The sequence below is a fragment of the Promicromonospora sp. NPDC090134 genome (genome assembly GCF_044746965.1).
GTDB lineage: Bacteria > Actinomycetota > Actinomycetes > Actinomycetales > Cellulomonadaceae > Promicromonospora.
In genome coordinates, this window is sequence record NZ_JBIVCZ010000001.1 from 682,959 (window position 1) to 700,796 (window position 17,838).

Sequence of the window (17,838 nt, forward strand, 5' to 3'; positions counted from 1 at the left end):
ATCGGGCGCGGAGGATGGAGATATGTTGATGTCATCAACATCGCCGCTCGATCCCGTCGCCGACGGTTTCCGGGACGCGATGGCCGGGCTCGCGAGCGGTGTGTGCGTGGTGACGACGGCGGCGGGCGGAGTGCCCGCGGGCCTGACGACCACCGCGGTGATGAGCGTGAGCCTGGATCCGCCGCTGGTCGCCGTCGGGGTCGCGCACTCCAGCCGCACGCTCGGGCCGCTGCGGGCGGCGCGACGGTTCGCCGTCCACGTGCTGGCGCACGACGCGCGGGAGGTGGCGGCGGTCTTCGCCTCCAAGGCGCCGGACAAGTTCGCCGGCCTCGCCGCCCGCCCCGGTGAGGGCGGTGTGCCCGTACTCACCGAGGACGCGCGGCACGTGCTGGAGTGCGAGACCTGGACCGAGGTCGAGGCCGGCGACCACCTGCTGCTCCTGGGGCGGGTGGTCCGGGTGCATGCCGCCCGGTCCGCCGAGGGGCGCGCGCTGGTGCACTTCGACCGGACATTCCACGAGGTCGGCGCGAACGGCACGCCGCCCGACGAGCGATAGCACCCCCGCGCCGAGGTAGAACTGTGGCAGTTCTACCTCGGCAGGAGGAGGTCAGTCCTCCGAGGAGGCCGACGGCGCCGCCAGGCCCGCCGTGATCAGGTCCATCACGGAGGAGTCGGCCAGCGTCGTCGCGTCGCCGACGGTACGGTCCTCGGCGACGTCGCGCAGCAGGCGGCGCATGATCTTGCCGGACCGGGTCTTGGGCAGCTCCGGCACCACGAGGATCTTCTTCGGCTTGGCGATCGGGCCGATCTCCTTGCCGACGTGGTCGCGCAGCTCCCTCTGCACCTCGGCGGCGCCCTCCGGCGTGGCGGCCCGGTCGGCGTGGCTGCCGCGCAGGATCACGAACGCGACCACGGCCTGGCCGGTGGTGTCGTCCGCGGCGCCGACGACGGCGGCCTCCGCCACGATCTCGTTCGACACGAGCGCCGACTCGATCTCGGTGGTGGACAGCCGGTGCCCGGACACGTTCATCACGTCGTCCACGCGGCCGAGCAGCCAGATGTCGCCGTCCTCGTCCTTTTTGGCGCCGTCACCGGCGAAGTAGAGGCCGTCGAACCGCGACCAGTACGTCTCCTTGTAGCGCTCCAGGTCACCCCAGATGCCGCGGAGCATGGACGGCCAGGGCTCGGACAGCACGAGGTAGCCGCCACCACCGTCGGGCACGGGCTGTGCCTCGTCGTCGACCACGGTCGCGTCGATGCCGGGCAGCGCGACCTGCGCCGAGCCGGGCTTGGTGGCGGTGACGCCCGGGAGCGGGCTGATCATGATGGCGCCGGTCTCGGTCTGCCACCAGGTGTCGACGATCGGGGCCTTGTCGCCGCCGATGACGCGGCGGTACCACATCCACGCCTCGGGGTTGATGGGCTCGCCCACCGAGCCGAGGACGCGCAGGGACGAGAGGTCGAACCCGGCCGGGATGTCGTCGCCCCACTTCATGCAGGTGCGGATCGCCGTCGGTGCCGTGTAGAGGATCGAGACCTTGTACTTCTCGATGAGCTCCCACCAGCGGCCGCGGTGCGGGGTGTCGGGCGTGCCCTCGTACAGGACCTGCGTCGCGCCGTTCACGAGCGGCCCGTAGACCACGTAGGAGTGGCCGGTGACCCAGCCGACGTCGGCGGTGCACCAGTAGACGTCGGTCTCCGGCTTGAGGTCGAACACGTTCTTGTGCGTGTACGCGGCCTGCGTGAGGTAGCCGCCGGTGGTGTGCAGGATGCCCTTTGGCTTCCCGGTGGTGCCGCTCGTGTACAGGATGAACAGGGGGTGCTCCGCCTCGACGGCGACCGGCTCGTGCTGGTCGGAGGCCTCGGCCAGCGCCTCGTGCCACCACACGTCCCGGCCCTCGACCCAGTCCACGTCCTGCTCGGTGCGCCGCACGACGAGCACCTTCCGGACCGTGGTCGGGTCGGCGCCCTCCTTGGGGGCGAGGGCCTCGTCGACGGCCGGCTTGAGGGCCGACGGCGCTCCGCGGCGGTAGCCGCCGTCCGCCGTGATGACCAGCGTGGCCGCGGCGTCGGCGATCCGGCTGCGCAGGGCGTCCGCGGAGAAGCCGCCGAAGACCACGGAGTGCGGGGCGCCGATGCGGGCGCAGGCCAGCATCGCGACGACCGACTCGACGAGCATCGGCAGGTAGATGACGACCCGGTCGCCGGTCGCGACCCCGAGCGCGGTCAGCGCGTTCGCCGCGCGGGACACCTCTTGCTGCAGGTCGGCGTACGTGACGGTGCGGGTGTCGCCCGGCTCGCCCTCGAAGTGGATGGCGACGCGGTCACCGTTGCCGGCCTCGACGTGGCGGTCCACCGCGTTGTACGCGGCGTTCAGCGTCCCGTCGGCGAACCAGCGCGCGACGGGGGCTCCGCTCCAGTCCAGCGTCTCGGTGAACGGCGTCTTCCAGGTCACGAGCTCCCGGGCCTGGCCGGCCCAGAACTCCAGGCGGTCGGCCGACGCCTTCTCGTACAGGTCGGCCTGTGCGTTCGCCTGAGCCGCGAACTCCGCGCTGGGCGGGAAGCTCCGGGTCTCGTGCAGAAGGTTCTCGAGGCTGGGGCTGGATGCCGGGCCCGACGTCGGGTTGGTGTCTGTCACGGTGACCTCCGGTGCGCGTCTTCGCGTTCGTTCGGGCAGGTGCTTGGGGCTGCCTTGACGTTGTCTCTGGTCGGTGAGTGTAGTCCCGGACGGTGACACCCCTCACAAACCCGTGTCACTTCCTGAGACGTCGTTCCGTTGCCCCGGAATTGACCCGGGACCGGCCACGTTACGGGCTGAGTGAGCCTCCTCTTCGAACCGATCGCCCTGCGCGACCTCTCCCTGCCGAACCGCGCCTGGCTGGCGCCGATGTGTGAATACTCGGCGGACGCGGGGCTCCCGAACGACTGGCATCTCGTGCACCTCGGCGCCCGGGCCGCCGGCGGCTTCGGCCTCGTCATGACCGAGGCCACCGCCGTCGTGCCGGAGGGGCGCATCTCGCCGCAGGACACGGGCATCTGGAACGACGAGCAGACCGCAGGATGGAAGCGGATCGTCGACTTCGTGCACGCGCGCGGGGCGCGGATCGGCATCCAGCTCGCGCACGCGGGGCGCAAGGCGTCGACCTTCCGTCCGTGGGCACCGGAGCAGGGCAGCGTCCCGGTGGCCGACGGCGGCTGGCCGACCGTCGGGCCGTCGACCCTCCCTTACCCAGGCTTTGCCACCCCCGCGGAGATGACCGCTGAGCAGGTCGCAGACGTTCCCGAGCACTTCGCGGCCGCCGCGCGCCGGGCCCGCGAGGCCGGTTTCGACACCGTCGAGGTGCACGCCGCGCACGGCTACCTGATGCACCAGTTCCTGTCGCCCCTGGCGAACCTCCGCGCGGACGGGTACGGCGGGTCGGCCGAGGCGCGCTCGCGGCTTGTCGAGGAGACGGTGGGCGCGGTGCGGTCGGTGTGGCCCGACGAGCTGCCGGTGCTCGTGCGGCTGTCGGCGACGGACTGGCTGGTCGGCGGGCTCGAGGTGGACGACGTCGCTGCCGTCGCGGGCCGGCTCGGCGCGCTCGGTGCCGACCTCGTGGACGTCTCGACCGGGGGCGTCGCGCCGGCGCAGATCACCGTCGGGCCGGGCTACCAGGTGCCGCACGCCCGCCGCGTGCGCGAGGTGTCGGGCCTGCCGGTCAGCGCGGTCGGGCTGATCAGCGACCCGGTCCAGGCCGAGCAGATCCTCGTCGAGGGCTCGGCGGACGCCGTCATGCTCGGCCGCGAGGCGCTGCGTGACCCGCACTGGCCGCTGCGGGCGGCGCACGCGCTGGGCGACAAGACCGGGACGGTTCCCGTGGACGCCGGCGTGGGGGTGCAGCCGCAGTACGCGCGGGCGCGGTGGCGATGATCGGTGCCGCCGTGGGAGCCGGCCGCGCAGGGAAGGCGCTGCGGCAAGGGTGCCGCGCAAAGCGCGGTAATCACGGCTGACGGCGTTTGAACGCCAAGAGAATTCTGGGTGTGGTGATTCTTTTCCGGCCGGCGTGTATTCCGCGAAACGATTCGCCGTGCGGCCGGGCTCCTCGCAATTTCCGTTCGCGATCCGGAAGTGCGAGGGCCCGGCCACTGCGGTGGCGAGATCTCGGCCTATCGAGTACGGAATCCGGGAGCATCCTCAAGCCGGATTCCGCTCTCACCAGCTGGACGGGGTTGACCGTGCACGTCGCTCGCCGTCGATCAGGCTCACGCCCTTTCGACCCCCAGGGCACGGTCCCTGCCGCCCTGAATACTTGCTGTGAACACAATCACACTGCCTGTCGGTTACAAAAGCAACCTGAGCGCGGTGATCTTCACAATTGCCAATTCCTGTCATCTGCGCAATTGCCTGGGAAAATCTTCGGCCTTACCGATCCTTGACCTTTTGCGACCGCCGGGTTGAGGCGGCGCGCGCTCACGTCCGCGGCCGGCGATCTCAGAGGCGGCGCAGGTACTGGCGGCAGACGTGGACGCGGGCGAACCGCGCACGCAGCTCCGCCTCGCGCGAGATGTCGGCGTGCATGAACGCGATCACCGGTGTCGAGAGCCCGTCCGGTGCGGCGAATCCGGCCGCGGGCTCGTCGCCGCCCTTGTAGACGTGCAGGTAGCGGTGGTTCTCGGCGAAACCTGAGCGCAGGTACCAGGCGTTGGCGACCTCGTCCTCGCGCGTCCAGGCGTCGAGCGTGGTTGCTCCGGCCGCTCTGACCTGCGGTATCGCCTCGTCGAGGAGCGCCGTGGCGATGCCCCGGCGGCCGTGGTCGGGGTGGACGGCGACGGTGTCGATCGTTGCCGCGGTGCCGTCGACCTCGACGTCGAGGATCCCGCGGATCGTGCCGTCGTCGGCGACCGCCACCAGGCAGACCGCCGGGAGGTCGAACGACGTGCGGTGCGGTGTGACGTCGTCGTAGTACTGGGTGTCCAGGAAGGCGAGGACCCGGCAGCGGAGCCAGCCGGGCTCGTCGTCGGGCAGGTAGGGGCGCACGGTGAAGCTCATGGGACTCCGGTCGTCGAAGGGCAGGCGAGTGCGGTGCGCTCGGCGGCGCACGACAGGCGAATCGCTCAGTTCGACGACATGGGTCGGAGTCTGCCCGACAGCTTCCTTGTCGGTCGACCTCTTACTCGGCTTACTCGGCGTGAGTCCGGCTCAGCGGCGGCGCGCGCGGCGTCGGGCAGCACGCCAGACCAGCCAGACGGTGACCCCGACCGCCACGGTGCCCACGACCGCGAGGAGCGGGAGGGGCTCGATGCGCGGACGGAGCGCGATCGGCCGGGTGAACGCCAGCACGCCCCAGCCGGACTGCGCCGCCCGGCGCCTGAGGACCCGGTCCGGGTTGACCACGAAGGCGTTGCCGACCGCGGCCAGCATCGGGGCGTCCGTGATGGAGTCGGAGTAGGCGAAGCTCCGCGCGAGGTCGTAGTCCTCGCTCGCGGCGAGCCGGCGGACGCCCACGGCCTTGTTGTCGCCGTAGTTGTAGAAGTCGATCTCGCCGGTGAAGCGGCCGTCCTGCACCGTCATCTGCGTCGAGAGCACGTGGTCCGCGCCGAGCACCGCCGCGATGGGCTCCACGAGCACTGCGGCCGACGCCGACACCACCACCACGTCCCGGCCCGCCGCGTGGTGCTCCTCGATCAGCTCGACAGCCTCGGCGTAGACGTAGGGGTCGATGAGCTCGTGCACCGTCTCGGTGACGATCTGCCGGACCTTCTCCACGTCCCAGCCGGTGACGAGCGACGAGAGGTGCGCGCGCATCCGCTCGGTCTGGTCGGCGTCGGCGTTGCCGATCATGAAGATGAAGTGGGCATAGGCGCTCCGCAGCACGTCGGCGTGCGACAGCAGTCCGCCCGCGAGGAACGGCCTGGAGAACGCCGCCGACGAGCTGGTGGCGATGATCGTCTTGTCGAGATCGAAGAACGCGGCGGTGCGCTGAGCGCGCGACTGCGGTCGAGAAGCGATCTGGGGCACCTGCTCGGTCACGCGACGAGCCTAGCGGGGCCGCCCGCCGGAGCAGGTCTCCGCGCCGTGATTTCTTCCACCTGGATGAAACTCGCCCGCCCGGACCACAGACCGTCTGCACGGCGGGACGGGCGTCCGAGCCCGACCACAGGCACCACTTCCCGTCATCCGTGCACAGTCGCGCCGGTGCGGGCCGCACGGGGTGCGGCCTGGCGGCCAACCTGGTCGAGGAGCCCGGGCGGAGTGCCCGGGACGGCGGCCGGACGGGCTGCCGGTCCTGTGTCGGAGGGGGCGTGATGATCAGCACGACGGGTGGTGCCCGGCCGGAGCCGGGTCGCGTGATCGGGGTGGTCGGGGCGTGCGGTGGCGCGGGCACGTCGGTGGTGGCCGCGTGCGTCGCCCACGGCCTGCGCCGCGGTGGTGAGCGAGCCACGCTCGTCGACCTGGACGCGCACGCGCCGGGCACGGACCTGCTGCTCGGGGCCGACGGCGGCCGCGGCGCGCGCTGGCCCGACCTCGTCGAGGCCCGTGGCGAGGTCGACGGGCTCGGCGTGGTCGCGGCCCTGCCGCGCTGGGGCGCGGTACCCGTGCTGAGCAGCACGCCGTCAGGAGCCCCGTCGGACGACGACGTGGTGCTCGGCGTGTGCCGCGGGCTCGTACGCGCCGGCGAGACGCTCGTGCTCGACCTGCCGCGGCCCGGTGCCTGGGACAGCGTCACCCGGCGGGGCGGCGGTGGCGGACTCCCGGCCGAGGCACCGCACAACGGTGCCCGGGCGGTGCGGGCGCTCCTCGCGGCCTGCGAGACGGTGCTGCTCGTCGTCCCGCTGACCCTGCCCGCGGCCGTCGGCGCACAGCGCGTGCGTGACGAGCTCCGCGCGGCGGACGTGTCCGACGTGCGCGTGGTGGCGCGCGGCCCCGCGCCCGGCACGGTCGACCCCGACGACGTCGCCGCCGCGCTCGGGCTGCCCACCCTCGCGGTCCTGGGCCGGGACGCTGGGCTCGCGCGGGCGATCGAGCGCGGCGAGGGTCCCGTCGTGGCGCACCGGACCGTGCTCGGCCGCTTCGCGGCCGACGTGGCGGCTGCGCTGTGACCGGGCCCTCGGTCGCGCCGTCCCTGCTCGACGACGTCCGCGCGCGGCTCGCGACGGGCCGTGCCGGCGCGGACGCCGCAGTGCGTGCCGCGGTACGGGACTCCGGGCGCGTGCTCGGGTCCGACGCACTGCGGGACCTGGAGCGGGCGGCCCGGGCCGAGCTCACGGGCGCCGGCCCGCTGCAGCCGTTCCTCGACGCGCCCGACGTCACCGACGTGCTGGTCAACGGCCCGCGCGACGTGTGGGTCGAGCGGGGCGCCGGTCTCGAGCGGGCCACGGTCGACCTGGGGTCGGCCGCGGAGGTGCGGGCGCTCGCCGTCCGCCTGGCGGCGCTCGGCGGTCAGCGCCTCGACGACGCGTGCCCCACCGTGGACGCGCGCCTGCCCGACGGCACCCGGCTGCACGCCGTGCTCGAACCCCTGGCGGAGACGGGCGCCCTGATCTCCCTGCGCGTGCTGCGCACCCGCGCGTTCACGCTCGACGAGCTCGTGGCCGGCCGCGCCCTGCCGCGGCAGTGGGCGGGCCTGCTGCGATCCCTCGTGCAGAGCCGGGCGAACGTGCTGATCAGCGGGGGCACGGGCACCGGCAAGACAACACTGCTCTCCGCGCTCCTCTCCCTGGTGCCGGACGGGGAACGCGTGGTGACCGTCGAGGAGGCGCGCGAGCTGCGACCCGTCCACGCGCACGTCGTGCACCTCGCCGCGCGGCGCGCCAACGTCGAGGGCGCCGGCGCCGTGGACCTGGCCGACCTGGTGCGGAACGCCCTGCGCATGCGGCCCGACCGGATAGTGCTCGGCGAGTGCCGCGGCGCCGAGGTGCGCGAGGTCCTCATGGCGATGAACACCGGCCACGACGGCGGCTTCGCGACGCTGCACGCCAACGCCGTCGGCGTGGTTCCGGCCCGGCTGGAGGCGCTCGCGAGCCTGGCCGGGATGACCCGGGAGGCGGTGGCCGCGCAGGCGGTGGGTGCGCTGGACGTGGTCCTGCACCTGCGGCGCGGGCAGGGGACGCGGTACCTGGCGGAGATCGGGCTCGTGGGACGCGGCCCGAACGGCGAGCTGGAGGTGCGCACGGCCGGGCGCTGGGACGGCAGTGGCGGGTGGACGACGGATCCGAGCACGTGGAGCGAGCTGGTGGGGAGGTACGGGCCGTGCTGAGAGCCGTGGAGTCGCTCGGTGTGGGCCTGCTCGTGGCGGTCGGCGCGTGGCTGGTCCTGGCGCGCGGTGGTCGGCGGCTGCGCGAGGTGCTCGCCGGATCGGGCGTGGGTGTCGTCCCGGGTCCTGCGGCGAGCGTCGCCGTCGCCTCCGGAGCGGAGGCAGCCGGCCCGGTGACCACCCGGTCGGGCCGCGGGGGTGCGGGCGGGCGAGGAGCGGGCGGCGACGTCCGGGTGGTCGTGCTGCAGGTCGTCGCGCTGCTCAAGGCAGGTTCGCCGCCCGGTGCGGCGTGGTCGCGCGCCGTGGGCGTGGGCGTCGACCTCGCGGGGGTGCCCGACGTCGACGCGCTGGGCAGGGTGCTCGGCTCCCGGCACGCGGAGGCGGTGGTCGCGGCGACCAGGCTCGCGCTCGACGTCGGGGCACCGCTCGGCCGGGTCCTGGAGCAGGTCGCGGCAACGCTTGTCGCGGAGGCCGAGGCGCAGGCCGAACGCGACGCGGCGCTCGCCGGGCCGCGGACCACGGGTCGGCTGCTCATGTGGTTGCCGGTCGCGGGCGGGTTCCTCGGGTGGGTGCTCGGCGCCGACCCGGTGGGTACGGCCACGGACGGCGGCATCGGAACGGCGGCCCTGGTGGCCGGGGCGGTGCTGCTCGTGGCCGGACGGGTGTGGTCGGGCCGGCTGGTGGCCACGGCGGGTGGAGCGGAGCGGTCCGGTGTGGACGTCCAGGTGGTGCTGGAGCTGTTGGCGGCCGCGATGCGGTCCGGGGCGGGGGTGCCGCGCGCACTGCAGGCGGTGGGCGCCGCCGTGGACGGTCCCGACGGTCAGGTGCTCGTCCGCGCGGCGCACGCGCTCGTGCTCGGCGCTCCTTGGGAGCGGGCGTGGCCCCACACGCCGATGGCGCTCGGCCCGGTGGTGCACGCGCTGCGGGGCGCGTGGCTGGACGGCGCCGCACCGAGCGAGGCGTTGCATGCCGCCGGGGCGGAGGTGCGGCACGTGCGGAGCGCGGCGAGCCGGACCGCCGCGGCACGGCTCGGGGTGCGACTCGTGCTGCCGCTGGGCGTCTGCTACCTGCCGGCGTTCGTGCTGGTGGGCCTGGTCCCGGTGCTGCTGGCCCTCGGGATCGACCTGCTCACGGGCTGAGGCCGGACACGGGCATCGGGTGGCCGACACCCGACGAGAGCTGAGGACTTCGGCGCGCTCAGGTGCGCCGGTGCCGCCCGCCGCACGGCGGACGGGGCCCGTCACGACGGGCCGTACAGGGTGCCCGCGCGCAGGCCGGGAGGCGTGCGCGCGGGCGGAGCAGGAGGAGAAGACATGACGATCACGACAGCGGTTGCCTGTCCCGAGCCGGACGACCGGTCGCGGACGGATGCCGACGGGCGCGAGTCGGAGCGCGGGCTGGCCACGGCCGAGTACGCGATCGCGACGCTCGCCGCGGCCGCCTTCGCGGGTGCGCTGATGGCAGTCCTCAAGGGCGGTGACGTGAAGTCGATGCTCACGTCGCTCATCCAGTCGGCACTGACGGCCGGCTGATCCATGGCGGAGAGTGAGTCGGAACGCGGCACGGTCACGGCCGAGCTGGCCATCGGGCTGCCGGTCGTCGTCCTCGTGCTCGTCGCCGTGCTCACCCTCGTGGCCGCGTCCACGGCGCAGATGCGCGCCCTGGACGCGGCCCGCGCGGGGGCGCGGGCGGTGGCGATCGGGGAGCAGGGCGCCGCCGTCGCGGCGGTCGTCGCGCGGGTGGGCGGGCCCGAGGCCGAGATGTCGCTCGCGCGGGAGGGCGAGTGGGTACGGGTGACGGTCACGCGGCCGGTCTCGGGCGGCTGGGTGTCCGGTCCGCTGCGGGCCACCGGGACGGCGGCGGCCTGGGTGGAGCCGTGAGGTCCGTCGGCGGCCCTGGGCAGGGCGCCGTGGGGCACGGTCCCGAGCGCGGCGGCCTCGGGTTCGACCCCGAGCGCGGCGCCGGCACCGTCCTGGTCCTCGGGATCGTCGCCGCGGTGCTGCTTCTCGCGGTCGGGATCGTGGCGCTCGGCGCGGCCCAGAACGCGCGCGGCACCGCGCAGGCGGCGGCCGACCTCGGGGCGATCGCGGGCGCGACCGCACTGCGCGACGGGTTCGATCCGTGCGGGACGGCGGGCGCCGCCGTCGTGCGCAACGGCGCGGAGATCGGATCGTGCGAGGTGCTCGGGGGAGGAGTCGTGCAGGTCGCCGCGACGCGCGCGGCTGTCGGGCCGGCCGGGGAGCTCGGCGGCGCGCTCGGGTCGGCACGGGCGACGGCGCGGGCCGGCCCCCGGGGTGGTGGGTAAGGGGCCGTGTGCCGCACGGCGGTTGGCCGCACGACCGTGGGTCGCCTGCTCCGGGACGGAAAAGGGGATGACGTGGTACCCCGACGGATCGTAGTATCACTGCTATGGATGGTATGGAGAGTGCGATGACTGCGCAGGACCGACCTCCGCCGTCGAGTGACGTGGCGCTCGACGTGCGTGACCTACGGATGAGGTACGCGACCAAGGACGTGCTCGAGGGCGTGTCCTTCACGGCGCAGCGCGGCGAGGTGGTCGCCCTGCTCGGGCCCAACGGCGCCGGAAAGACCACCACGATCGAGATCCTCGAGGGCTTCCGCATGCGGTCGGCCGGCGAGGTCTCGGTGCTCGGGCAGGACCCGGCGCACGGCGACGAGGCATGGCGCGCACGGCTCGGTGTCGTGCTCCAGTCGTGGCGGGACCACAGCCGGTGGCGCGTACGTGAGCTGCTCGGATACCTCGCCCGGTTCTACGCCCCGTACGCGACCGCCGACGTCGCGCGGCCGTGGGACGTCGACGAGCTGATGGACGTGGTGGGGCTCACGGAGCACGCGAGAGCCAAGGTGCAGACGCTCTCGGGCGGGCAGCGGCGCCGGCTCGACGTGGCCATCGGGATCGTCGGGCGTCCGGAGCTGGTGTTCCTCGACGAGCCGACGGCGGGCTTCGACCCGCACGCCCGGCGCGAGTTCCACGACCTGGTGCACCGCCTGGCCGACTTCGAGAACACGACGGTCCTGCTCACGACGCACGACCTCGACGAGGCCGAGAAGCTCGCCGACCGCATCCTGGTGCTCGACGGAGGCGTGGTCGTCGCCAACGGGTCGGCGGAACAGCTGGCACGCGAGCTGACCACGCAGGCGGAGGTCCGCTGGACCTCGGGCGGGCACCGGAACATCCACGCCGTGACCGAGGGCGATCCCACCGGGTTCGTCCGCCGGCTGCTCGCGGGCGATCCTGACGTCACCGAGCTCGAGGTCAAGCGGGCCAGCCTCGAGGACACCTACATGTCCCTTGTCCACCGGGCCGAGTCCGACCAGCCACCGTCAGGCGCCGGGCCTGTGGTGACGAGCCCGTCCGAGCAGGCCGAGGAGGTGCAGTCATGACTGCGACCACGACCACCCGCACCGATGCGCGATGGGCGGCCGCGCGCGCCGGACTCTCCCGGGGCTGGCTGGAGACCAAGTACTCCGTCCAGGAGCCGGGCGATGTCATCTGGATCGTCGCGTTCCCCGTCATCTACGCCGTGGTCCTGCTGTTCATGCGGGGCAGCACCGTCCCGGGAACCGACTTCGCGCTGGGTGCGATGGTGCTGCCGAGCCTGGTCGGCATGTCGATCGCGTTCGGCGGGCTGACCGGGCCCGCCAGCACCATCGCCGTCGACCGTGAGGACGGGACCCTGCTGCGGGCCAAGGCGACGCCCAACGGGATGGTCGGGTACCTCGTCGGCAAGATCCTGATGTTCGCGCTGACCACCCTGGTGAGTCTCGTCGCGCTGGTGATCCCTGCCATCACCGTCGCGGGTGAGCTGCGACTGGACGCCCGTACGGCGATCCTGCTCGTGCTGATCTTCCTGATCGGGATGCTCGCCACGGTCCCCATCAGCGTCGCGCTCGGGTCGTTGTTCAAGTCGGCGTCGCAGACCGGGCTGTTGTTCCTCGGGTCGATGCTGCTGATCGTCCCCTCCGGGATCTTCTACCCGATCACGGCGCTGCCCGAGTGGCTGCAGTGGGTGGGGCAGGCGTTCCCGTACTACTGGCTCGGGCTCGGCGCCCGGTCGGCGATGCTGCCGGAGAGCATGGTCACGGCGGAGATCGGGGAGTCGTGGCGCACGGCCGAGATGTTCGCGGTGCTCGGTGTCTGGGCAGTCGTGGGTATGGTGCTCGCGCCCATCGTGCTCCGCAGGATGGCCCGGCGGGAGTCGGGCTCCACGGTCGCGGCGGCGCGGGACCGCTATATGAGCAAGGGGTACTGAGTGGTGGCAGAGCAGTCCGACGTCGTCCACAACCGCATCGCGATGCTGCGTGCCGAACGAGGCATCTCGCGGCGCGAGCTGGCGGAGGCGCTCGGGGTGCACTACCAGACGGTCGGTTACCTCGAACGGGGCGAGTACAGCCCGTCGCTGTTCCTCGCGCTGCGGATCGCGGAGTACTTCGGCGTGGCGGTCGAGGTCGTGTTCTCGACGAACCCGTTCAAACGGCTGGGCGAGTAGTCCTCGCCGCGGGGAGGCGCCGTCGCGCCGGCGCCTCCCCGCGGCTAGTGCGCCTCCCCGCGGTACGCGCGTCTCACCGCGGCACGACCACCCGGGTCTCGGGCAGGAGCGCCGAGCGGGTGACGTCGCCGGCGTCCGGCACCAGGCTGTGGCCGGGCGTGAAGCTCGTCATCGGACCGGACACGGGCAGGTTCAGCGTCGTGGCGCCGAGGTCGATCGAGTACTGCGTCGTCGCGCGGTCCACGGTCACGGTGGCGCCTCGGTCGGTGCCCATGACCACGAGGCCGAGCTGGTGCCCGGCGGGGACGACCAGGTCGTTCGTCTGCATCTCGACGGTCACGGTGTGCGTGCCGGCGCCGTCGAGCCGGGCCCAGCCGCGGCCCAGCACCTGGAGCTCCGTGGACCCGATGTTCCGGACCACGTCGCGGTAGCAGGCGTCGTCGACCCCGGCGGACTCCCCGTAGCAGGACTCGGTGCCGAGGGTCGTCGCGCCCTCGCCCCCGGTGAGCACCCGGTCCATCACGCCGTAGTCGACGAGCCCCACCGTGATCTGGCCGGTCGATGCGCCATGGGTGACGGTCGTCGTCACCGATGCCGCGCCGGACAGCCGCAGGTCGTCCGTCAGCGTCCCGGTGCGGAACAGCAGGCGGTTCGGGTTGGTGCCGGCCGTCAGGGCGGTGTTGAAGGTCTGGTTCGGGGCGTTCACCCAGCCGGCGTCGGCCGCGCGGCCACGCGCGCCGAGCGCGAGGCTGCCGTCCACACGGGGTCGAAGCCGGGCGGTGCGGTCCCTGACCGGCCAGGTGTCCGAGGTGACCACCTCGTTCGGGGCGACCTCGACCCGGACCGCGGGCTCGGCGGTGATCCCGTTGTCCACGCCGAGCAGCTCGTGGTCGAACCAGCGGTGCAGGGTGTCGACCCACTCGGCCCGGTCCGAGTCGAACGGGTCGACATGCCCCAGACGCGTGAGCCACAGCTTGCGCTCGACGCCCTGCTCACCGAGCGCCGTCCACCAGCGGGAGAAGTTGGGGGTGTCCACGTTGGTGTCCTGCGCGCCGTGCACCACGAAGACGCTGGCGGTGACCTGCGAGGCGTCGAACAGGGAGCCGGAACGGTAGTCGCGCTCGTCCCAGAACGCGTTGTGGGCGCCGGACGCGTCGTCGCCCGCTGTGTTCAGGGCCTCGGTGATCGCCGAGCAGTCCGTCGCGACGTGCCGGCCGCCGGCCACGTAGCCCATGAGGAACCGCGGGTAGTTGGTCGAGAACGGGAGGCCCTGCGCCCGGTCGTAGTCGTACCAGGAGCTGATCGCGCCGATCGGCACGATCGTCTCCAGCCCCTCGACGCCGGTCGCGGCGACGCCGTTGGCGAGCGTGCCGTCGTAGGACTTGCCGATCATGCCGGTCTTTCCCGTGGTCCAGTCGGCGACCACGGGATCCCCGGTGTCCGGGTCCACCGCTGTCGCGTTCCCGTTCAGCCAGTCCACCACGGCCTTCACCGAGAGCACGTCGGAGGGCCCGCCGTGGTCCGTGCAGCCTGTGGACCAGCCGGTCCCGGCCATGTCGACCGCCACGTACGCGTACCCGCGCGGCACGAACCAGTTGTCGTAGTACAGCGGGAACAGCGCCGGATCCCCGGCCGCGTCGTACTCCTTGAGCTCGCTCTCGTTGCCACGGCCGCAGCACGCGTAGTACGGGCTGGCGTCCATCACGACGGGCACCTCGGCGACGCCATCGAGCTCGGCCGGGCGGATGATGTCGGCGCGGATCTCCTCGGGGTCGCCGTCGCCGTCCAGGTCCGGCGCGATCACGTTCACCGACTCGCGGATCGCGCCCGCGTAGTCGTAGACGGCCGCCGTGACGCCGTCGTCGAGGACGTACGGGGCCTCGGCCGGAACCTCGCCGGCGGGAACCGCTGCCGCGGGAACCGTACCCAGGGGGACTGCTGCCGCGGGAACCGTGCCGGCGGCCAGTGCCAGTCCCGTGAGCGCGGCGACGGCGGCTGCGGCGACCTGCTTCGCCCGGACGTGGTGGACTCGCATCGGCGTGCTCCCTCGCGACGAACGGCCTGGTCCGGGGAACATATCGGGTGAATGTCGCATACGGAAGACTGCCCGGTTACGCCGGGGTAAGCGCCCCTACGGCACCGGCACGTCGCCCGCCGACGTCGTCGCCCGTGGGTCGTGGGAGAGCACGGCGTCCAGGAGTCGCACCGCGGCGTCCTTGTCGAGCGGCGCGTTGTAGTTCCCGCACTTGGGCGACTGCACGCAGGCCGGGCAGCCGTCCGCGCAGGGACAGGCCGCGATGGCGTCGCGGGTCGCCCGCAGCCACGTCGCGCCCAGGTCGTAGGCCCGTTCCGCGAAGCCCGCGCCGCCCGGGTAGGCGTCGTAGACGAACACCGTGGCCTCGCCGGTGTCGGGGTGCAGCTCGGTCGAGACCCCGCCGAGGTCCCAGCGGTCGCACGTCGCCAGCAGGGGCAGCAGCCCGATCGACGCGTGCTCCGCCGCGTGCAGCGCGCCCGGCGCCTGCTCGGGCGAGATGTCCGCGGCGCGCAGCACGAACTCCGGCACCGACCACCACACCGCGACCGTCCCGAGGGTGTGCTCGGGCAGCTCGAGCTGCTCCGTGCCCAGCACCTGCATGTCCGGGACTCGACGGCGCTGGAAGCTCACCACCTGCGACGTCACCTCCACCGGACCGAGGCCCCACGTGATCGGTCCCCACTCGCGGGTGACCAGGTCGTGTCCTGGCCCGTCGTCGTCCGGGGCACCGCCGTCGGTCGCCTCCGCGTCGCCGTCCCACCCCTCGATCGCCACCGACATCACCGAGCGCGACCACGTCCCGTAGTCGAGCCGCCGCCGCTGCACGACGGCGGTGTGGTCGGTCAGGTCGAGGTGCGCCACCACGTAGGTGGTGCCCTGGTGCACGTAGACGGCGCCGTCGTGCACCTGACCGTCCGCCGAGGCCGCGTCCACCGTGCCGAGCATCCGGCCCGTGCCCTGTTCGACCACGCGCACGGGCGTGCCGCCCGCGCCGCGCAGGTCGGTCAGGCCCGCGGCGGGCTGGTGGTGGGTCCAGTACCACCCGGAGGTCCGACGCCGGAGCGCGCCCCGGGCGACCAGCACGTCGAGGATGCCGCGCACGTGGCCGGCGTCGCCGAACGCCGCGAGGTCCTCGGACCGCAACGGGGCCTCCTGGGCCGCCGCGCACAGGTGCGGCGCCAGGACGTGCGGGTTCGCCGGGTCGAACACCGTGGCCTCCAGCGGGGCGTCGAACACGGCCTCCGGGTGGGTCACGAGGTAGGTGTCGAGCGGGTCCTCGCGCGCGACGAAGGCGACCAGGCCGTCCGCCCCGGCCCGTCCCGCGCGGCCCGCCTGCTGCCAGAGCGACATGCGGGTGCCGGGCCAGCCCGCGATGAGCACCGCGTCGAGGCCGGAGATGTCCACGCCCAGCTCCAGCGCGTTGGTGGTCGCGAGGCCGAGCAGCTCGCCCGTGCGGAGGGCTCGCTCCAGCTCGCGGCGCTCCTCGGGGAGGTAGCCGCCGCGGTAGGCGGCGATCCGGCGGGCGGCCTCGGGTGCGGCATGCCGCAGGTGGTCGCGGGCCTGCTGGGCCACGGACTCCGCCCCGCGCCGCGACCGGGTGAACGCGAGGCTGCGGGCGCCGGCCTCGGCGAGGTCGGCCAGCAGGTCGGCGACCTCCGCGGTGGCCGACCGGCGCGGGTGCTCCGGCGGCGCGGTGGTCGCGACGGGATCGGCCTCCGGGTCGGCGCTGGGCAGCGCCCAGGGGTCGGGCTCCTTGGGGTCGGCACGTCGCATCGAGCTCGGCTCGTCCCTGGACCGATCCGGGAGCTCGCCGGAGGCCTCCGTCGCGTCGCCGTCGACGGGTGGGCGCCAGCCCGCGATCTCCGGCGGTTGCCACAGCACCACGGTCCGGCGTCCCGACGGCGAGGCGTCCTCGGTGACGGCCGCGACGTCGTCGGGCGACACGCCGATGAGGCGGGCCGCGCTGACGGCGGGCTCCGCCGTCGTCGCCGAGGCGACCACGAACGTGGGCGAGCCCTCCCCGTACCGCGCCGCGAGGCGCGCGAGCCGGCGCAGCACCAGCGAGACGTGTGCGCCGAAAACGCCGCGGTAGGCATGCCCCTCGTCGACGACGACGTACCGCAACCCCTTGAGCAGCCGGGACCAGCGACGATGGTTCGGCAGCAGGGCGTAGTGGAGGAAGTCGGGGTTCGTGAGGACGACGTCGGCGTGGTCCTGGACCCAGGAGCGTTCCTCGCGCGAGGTGTCGCCGTCGCACGTGGCGACACGGACGTCGCGCGTGCCCGCCGCGTCGAGCACGCGTTCGAGCGCGCTGAGCTGGTCGGCGGCCAGTGCCTTGGTGGGGCTGAGGTAGATGGTCGTGGGCCGCACCTGCGCCGACGCGATGTTCCCCGGGTCGAGGATCGCGGCGGCCGCGGCGGTCCGCACCGCTGACAGCGCGGGCAGCCAGAACGCGAGCGACTTGCCCGACCCCGTCGACGTCGCCAGGGCGGTGTGCCGACCCCGGTGCACCAGGTCGGCGGCCACGGCCTGGTGCGTCCACGGCCGGTCCACGCCGAGCTTCCGGTACCCCTGCACCACGGTCGCGTCCGCCCAGCCGGGCCAGTCCACGTGCTCGGCCGCGCGCTCCGGGAAGGTGCGCGACGCCGTCAGCCGCTCGGCGCGCGCGCCACCGGCGAGGAGCACGTCGAGCAGGGGGTGAGTGGGGACGTCGGGCACGCAGGACAGTGTCGCACCCGGGGGTGGGGCGGCGAGGAGACCGGTCTTGGTTCCTTGCTGTCCAAGGAATGTGTGCGCTCTGGTCATGCATCGGTGCTGTTCTTTGCGTGGGACCCATTTCACCCGGGGATTTACCTGGTGAATGACGGTTTTGTGGCTTCTCAGGCGATACATTCCGAACGCCATCCTCCTCACTCCACCCGGAGCGCAGCCATGTCACGGTCGTTCGGAGATCGCTCCCAGTTGCGACGAGCGTTCTCATCACTTTTTGCTTTCGGCGCTGCGGGTGCCCTCGTCGTCGGGCTGGCAGTAGAGCCTGCCGCCGCAACAGCTGTCGCAG

16 protein-coding genes are annotated in these 17,838 nt (G+C 73.3%); 11 read left to right on the forward strand and 5 right to left on the reverse strand.

Translation table 11 applies throughout. The features are described from left to right. The first annotated feature begins 28 nt into the window (after window positions 1-28). Entirely contained in the window at window positions 29-556 is a 528-nt protein-coding gene (locus ACIPN7_RS03010) for a flavin reductase family protein (RefSeq protein ID WP_400537829.1), read from the forward strand. 51 nt (window positions 557-607) lie between these two features. On the opposite strand, the gene acs is transcribed toward ACIPN7_RS03010, so the two are convergent. After that, complete coding sequence (gene acs, locus ACIPN7_RS03015) at window positions 608-2,638, reverse strand: acetate--CoA ligase (RefSeq protein WP_400537831.1); 2,031 nt, start codon at window positions 2,636-2,638, stop codon at window positions 608-610. A 180-nt stretch (window positions 2,639-2,818) separates the two neighbouring features. On the opposite strand from acs, the gene ACIPN7_RS03020 reads away from it, so the two are divergent. Then, on the forward strand, window positions 2,819-3,910 hold the full coding sequence (locus ACIPN7_RS03020; RefSeq protein ID WP_400537833.1) for an NADH:flavin oxidoreductase/NADH oxidase: 1,092 nt from the start codon (window positions 2,819-2,821) through the stop codon (window positions 3,908-3,910). Between the two features lie 561 nt (window positions 3,911-4,471). Here the strand turns inward: ACIPN7_RS03020 and ACIPN7_RS03025 are convergent. Beyond that, window positions 4,472-5,029, reverse strand: coding sequence for a GNAT family N-acetyltransferase (locus ACIPN7_RS03025; protein ID WP_400537835.1), 558 nt, complete (start codon window positions 5,027-5,029; stop codon window positions 4,472-4,474). A 150-nt stretch (window positions 5,030-5,179) separates the two neighbouring features. After that, window positions 5,180-6,010 (reverse strand): HAD family hydrolase, encoded by an 831-nt coding sequence (locus ACIPN7_RS03030; RefSeq protein WP_400537837.1) that lies wholly within the window; start codon window positions 6,008-6,010, stop codon window positions 5,180-5,182. A 275-nt stretch (window positions 6,011-6,285) separates the two neighbouring features. Between ACIPN7_RS03030 and ACIPN7_RS03035 the strand changes: the two genes are divergently transcribed. The 9 genes from ACIPN7_RS03035 to ACIPN7_RS03075 all read left to right on the forward strand — a co-directional run bounded on the left by ACIPN7_RS03035 (window position 6,286) and on the right by ACIPN7_RS03075 (window position 12,745). Continuing rightward, the gene (locus tag ACIPN7_RS03035; protein WP_400537839.1) at window positions 6,286-7,080 is read left to right on the forward strand and encodes a pilus assembly protein FlpE; all 795 of its coding nucleotides are present in this window, start codon (window positions 6,286-6,288) and stop codon (window positions 7,078-7,080) included. After that, window positions 7,077-8,237, forward strand: a complete 1,161-nt coding sequence (locus tag ACIPN7_RS03040; protein WP_400537841.1) for a TadA family conjugal transfer-associated ATPase — start codon at window positions 7,077-7,079, stop codon at window positions 8,235-8,237. Before ACIPN7_RS03035 ends, ACIPN7_RS03040 begins: the two co-directional genes overlap by 4 nt. Continuing rightward, window positions 8,231-9,373: a type II secretion system F family protein gene (locus ACIPN7_RS03045; protein ID WP_400537843.1), complete on the forward strand. Its 1,143-nt coding sequence runs from the start codon at window positions 8,231-8,233 to the stop codon at window positions 9,371-9,373. Before ACIPN7_RS03040 ends, ACIPN7_RS03045 begins: the two co-directional genes overlap by 7 nt. A gap of 174 nt (window positions 9,374-9,547) precedes the next feature. Further along, window positions 9,548-9,766, forward strand: coding sequence for a DUF4244 domain-containing protein (locus ACIPN7_RS03050; RefSeq protein WP_285107584.1), 219 nt, complete (start codon window positions 9,548-9,550; stop codon window positions 9,764-9,766). A gap of 3 nt (window positions 9,767-9,769) precedes the next feature. Then, entirely contained in the window at window positions 9,770-10,114 is a 345-nt protein-coding gene (locus ACIPN7_RS03055; protein ID WP_400537845.1) for a TadE family type IV pilus minor pilin, read from the forward strand. After that, window positions 10,111-10,539 (forward strand): Rv3654c family TadE-like protein, encoded by a 429-nt coding sequence (locus tag ACIPN7_RS03060; protein WP_400537847.1) that lies wholly within the window; start codon window positions 10,111-10,113, stop codon window positions 10,537-10,539. The genes ACIPN7_RS03055 and ACIPN7_RS03060 overlap by 4 nt, the downstream gene beginning before the upstream one ends. A 125-nt stretch (window positions 10,540-10,664) precedes the next feature. Then, a complete protein-coding gene (locus ACIPN7_RS03065) occupies window positions 10,665-11,639 on the forward strand; it encodes an ABC transporter ATP-binding protein (RefSeq protein WP_400537849.1) in 975 nt (324 codons plus the stop codon). Continuing rightward, window positions 11,636-12,508, forward strand: coding sequence for an ABC transporter permease (locus tag ACIPN7_RS03070; protein WP_400537851.1), 873 nt, complete (start codon window positions 11,636-11,638; stop codon window positions 12,506-12,508). The genes ACIPN7_RS03065 and ACIPN7_RS03070 overlap by 4 nt, the downstream gene beginning before the upstream one ends. A 3-nt stretch (window positions 12,509-12,511) precedes the next feature. Further along, on the forward strand, window positions 12,512-12,745 hold the full coding sequence (locus ACIPN7_RS03075) for a helix-turn-helix transcriptional regulator (protein WP_400537853.1): 234 nt from the start codon (window positions 12,512-12,514) through the stop codon (window positions 12,743-12,745). 73 nt (window positions 12,746-12,818) lie between these two features. Here the strand turns inward: ACIPN7_RS03075 and ACIPN7_RS03080 are convergent, their stop codons facing one another. Both ACIPN7_RS03080 and ACIPN7_RS03085 read right to left on the reverse strand, forming a co-directional pair. Next, window positions 12,819-14,780: a CocE/NonD family hydrolase gene (locus ACIPN7_RS03080; protein WP_400537855.1), complete on the reverse strand. Its 1,962-nt coding sequence runs from the start codon at window positions 14,778-14,780 to the stop codon at window positions 12,819-12,821. Between the two features lie 96 nt (window positions 14,781-14,876). Then, entirely contained in the window at window positions 14,877-17,498 is a 2,622-nt protein-coding gene (locus ACIPN7_RS03085; protein ID WP_400537857.1) for a DEAD/DEAH box helicase, read from the reverse strand. Between the last annotated feature and the right edge of the window lie 340 nt (window positions 17,499-17,838).